Source organism: Mesorhizobium sp. M7A.F.Ca.CA.001.10.2.1, from assembly GCF_003998575.1.
Taxonomy (GTDB): Bacteria; Pseudomonadota; Alphaproteobacteria; order Rhizobiales; family Rhizobiaceae; genus Mesorhizobium.
In genome coordinates this window covers 1-3,321 of record NZ_RZQY01000667.1, presented here as the reverse complement: position 1 = coordinate 3,321, position 3,321 = coordinate 1, and the positions used below count along the sequence as shown (strand labels likewise).

The following is a 3,321-nucleotide window of genomic DNA, read 5'->3' as shown; positions in this document are numbered from 1 at the left end:
CTCCCAAAACCGAGTTCACTTTTGGGCGGCATGCACTAACGAGCTTCAGGTGGCCCGCCACCCGAAGCTCGAAGAGCGAAGGGTGGTGCGGACGACGGGAATCGAACCCGTACGATCAGAGATCGAGGGATTTTAAGTCCCTTGCGTCTACCAATTCCGCCACGTCCGCAGGCCAGCCCTTTTCAGACGCCAGACACAGCCCGTCAAGTCGTGTTGTTGAGCGTTCGCCGAACGTGCGAACAGACCGGGCGACTTGATGATACTGGCGCGATCACGGAATTATCGGCGCGGCGGGTAATGGTAGGATGCGTGTGGTGGATTTGATCCGCCAAGGCCGGCGCCTCTCAGGCCCAACCCATTCCCCCCGCCCACTGGGAGCGCCGGCCGCTCTTCCATGAAAGAGCCCTTTGAGTGGTTGCCTGGTCCGGCAGCGTCGCGATTGTGGCCCTGCTCAGAACTTGTAGCTCAAATTGATGCCTACCGTGTTGAGCTTCACGTTCTGATCGCGATCGTTGAAGGGTTCCGCTACGTCGTAGTGCTCGGAGCCGAAATCATAGTAGCGATACTGTGCGCCGACGACGAACTTGTCGGTCAACGCGTAGTCGACGCCGGCACCCACGGTCCAGCCGACATTCGTGCGCGTGCTGTCGAACGCCGGACCCGCGACTTGCGATGTTTCGATGCCGGCAAAGGCGACGCCGCCAATGCCATAGACCAGCAAGCGGTCCATGGCGTAGCCCGCCTTGGCGTTGACCGACCCGAACCACTTGATGTCGGTGCCGAATGTGCTTCCGAAGGCCGATACCGTCGTGCCGCGGACCGAGGAATAGTTGAGTTCCGCCTCGGCGCCCAGCACCGCCTGGTCGAATTGCCACAGTCCGGCGACATGGCCGCCGACAAAACCGCCGTCAACATCGGGTGTGGCCGAAAACGGCTCGCCCTCTGTTCCTGATATGTCGGACCGACCCCAGCCATAGCCGGCTTGCATGCCGGCATAGTAGCCGGTCCAGTCGAAGCCGGGCGCGGTCATCGGAACATCGGCCGCTGGGTCGGCGGCGAAAGCCGGCACGGCCAGAGCGGCAAGAAAACCGGCACTTGCGACCATCAGGCGATACATCGAACTCCCCGAAATGACGGTTCAGAAAGATCCTCGCCAGAAGGATAACCGCATTCGCCGCAATCGCAATCCCCCTGTCGCCGCACAGAATCCGCTATTTGGCGTCGATGAAGTCCAGCACAGCCTGGTTATATTCATCCGGCGCTTGCAGCATGGCGAAATGACTGGCGTTGGGCAGGATAATCAGCTTCGCGCCCGGGATGGCGGAGGCGATATATTCGGTGTGTTCGCGCTTGATCGCTTCATCATGGTCGCCGGCAACGATCGCCGTCGGCGTGGTTATCTCAGCGAGCTGCTCCTTGGTCCACGCCGGCTCGGTCTCCCACATATGGCTTATCTGCGCCACGAAGGCGTCATACTGGTCCGGTGTTTTCGACATCTTCTTGTAGTCGCGGCCGGAGCGGTCGATGTAGGCGGCAAAGGTCTTGTTGGTCATCACGCCCGGATCGACGCCGTCGGTGGTTACGTTGGCGGCTTGCGCAAAGAGCCTTGTCAGCCGCTCCGGATGATGCAGTGCGATGTCGATACCGATAATTCCGCCATCGCTCCAGCCGACGAGCGCGGTCTTGTCGATCTTCAGGTAATCGAGCAGTGCCAGATAGTCCGACGCCATCAAGTCATAGCCATAGGGCTGCTCGGTGCGGGTGGAGCGGCCGTGACCACGGCTGTCGGCGACGATCACCTTGTGGGTTTTGGAAAACGTGGCCACCTGGCTGGCCCAGATGTCGGCGTGGCCGAGGCCGCCATGGATGAGCAGCACGGGGTCACCCGCTCCGAAAACGGCGTAGTACATCTGGATGCCGTTCACCGGCGCATATCCGCTCTGATCGGGCTTGGGCATGGCCGCAGGCTCCGGCAAGGTCTGCCAACGTTCCTCGGCGGCGGCAAAAGTGGTCGACGCTGCGAACAAGATGACGACGGCGAACGCTTTCCAAAAACGGGTCATGTTTCCCCCTTACGGCTCGGTCCGTAGCCAGCATCGCGCTTTGGCCAGATTAGTCAACAAGCTCAGTCTGCCGCGGTGTGTTGGCCCGACGGCTCTGGCGGCGCCCGCCGACATTTGCGAGACTGGCGACAACCGAAGGAATCGCGAATGACGAAAGCAACGCTCGCAAAACCCAGACCGTGGACCGAGATGGCGACACATCTGGTCGATGTCGCCATGGGGCGCAAACCCGCTGACCTGGTCGTGCGCAACGGCCGCTGGGTGAACGTCCATTCGGGCGAGATCATCGCCGGCACCGACATCGCCATTGCCGGCGGGCGCTTCGCTTATTGCGGGCCCAATGCCAGCCGTGCCATCGGCCAGGGCACCAAGGTGGTCGACGCCGGCGGGCGCTACCTGGTGCCCGGTCTCTGCGACGCGCACATGCATGTCGAAAGCGGCATGGTGACGGTGACCGAGTTCTGCCGGGCCGTCATTCCGCACGGCACCACCTCGATGTTCATCGACCCGCACGAGATCGCCAATGTGCTTGGCCTGCCCGGCGTGCGGCTGATGCATGACGAAGCGGTCGCCATGCCCATCAACGTGCATGTGCAGATGCCGTCCTGCGTGCCTTCGGCGCCGGGGCTGGAACATGCCGGCGCCGAGCTGACGGTCGCCGATGTCGAGGAGGCGATGACCTGGGAGAACATTATCGGCCTGGGCGAAGTGATGAATTTTCCCGGTGTCGCCGCCAATGATCCTGTCATGTCGGGCGAGATCGCGGCGACGGTTCATGCAGGCAAGACGGTCGGCGGCCACTATGCCTCGCGCGATCTCGGCCTGCCGTTCCATGGCTATGTCGCCGGCGGCCCCGAGGACGATCATGAGGGCACGCGCGCCGAGGATGCCATCGCCCGTGTGCGCCAGGGCATGAAGGCGATGCTGCGGCTCGGCTCGGCCTGGTACGACGTCGCCTCGCAGATCAAGGCGGTGACGGAGAGCGGTATCGACCCGCGCAATTTCATCCTGTGCACCGACGACAGCCACTCCGGCACGCTGGTCCAGGAAGGCCATATGGACCGCGTGGTGCGCCACGCCATCCAACAGGGGTTGAAGCCGGTGACGGCGATCCAGATGGCGACGCTCAACACCGCCCAGCATTTCAGACTGGAGCGCGAGATCGGCTCGATCGCGCCGGGCCGGCTGGCCGACCTGCTGATCGTTTCGGATCTCGCCGCAATGACCATCGACGAGGTCTATGCACGCGGCGTCAGGG

General features: G+C 62.8%; 3 protein-coding genes and 1 tRNA gene. 1 reads left to right on the top strand and 3 read right to left on the bottom strand.

Translation table 11 applies throughout. The features are described 5' to 3' along the window. Positions 1-83: 83 nt before the first annotated feature. The 3 genes from EN964_RS29555 to EN964_RS29545 all read right to left on the bottom strand — a co-directional run bounded on the left by EN964_RS29555 (position 84) and on the right by EN964_RS29545 (position 2,063). Positions 84-169, bottom strand: a tRNA-Leu gene (locus EN964_RS29555). Between the two features lie 282 nt (positions 170-451). Continuing rightward, positions 452-1,117, bottom strand: coding sequence for an outer membrane protein (locus tag EN964_RS29550; protein ID WP_127272804.1), 666 nt, complete (start codon positions 1,115-1,117; stop codon positions 452-454). 94 nt (positions 1,118-1,211) lie between these two features. Then, complete coding sequence (locus EN964_RS29545; RefSeq protein WP_127271933.1) at positions 1,212-2,063, bottom strand: alpha/beta fold hydrolase; 852 nt, start codon at positions 2,061-2,063, stop codon at positions 1,212-1,214. 147 nt (positions 2,064-2,210) lie between these two features. On the opposite strand from EN964_RS29545, the gene EN964_RS29540 reads away from it, so the two are divergent. Further along, positions 2,211-3,321: amidohydrolase family protein (locus EN964_RS29540; protein ID WP_164776073.1), on the top strand; the 1,111-nt coding region annotated here is incomplete at its 3' end.

Bases quoted from the DNA above. Each gene is read 5' to 3' on its own strand.
- EN964_RS29550 (WP_127272804.1), bottom strand. From the start codon at position 1,117: ATGTATCGCCTGATGGTCGCAAGTGCCGGTTTTCTTGCCGCTCTGGCC.
- EN964_RS29545 (WP_127271933.1), bottom strand. From the start codon at position 2,063: ATGACCCGTTTTTGGAAAGCGTTCGCCGTCGTCATCTTGTTCGCAGCG.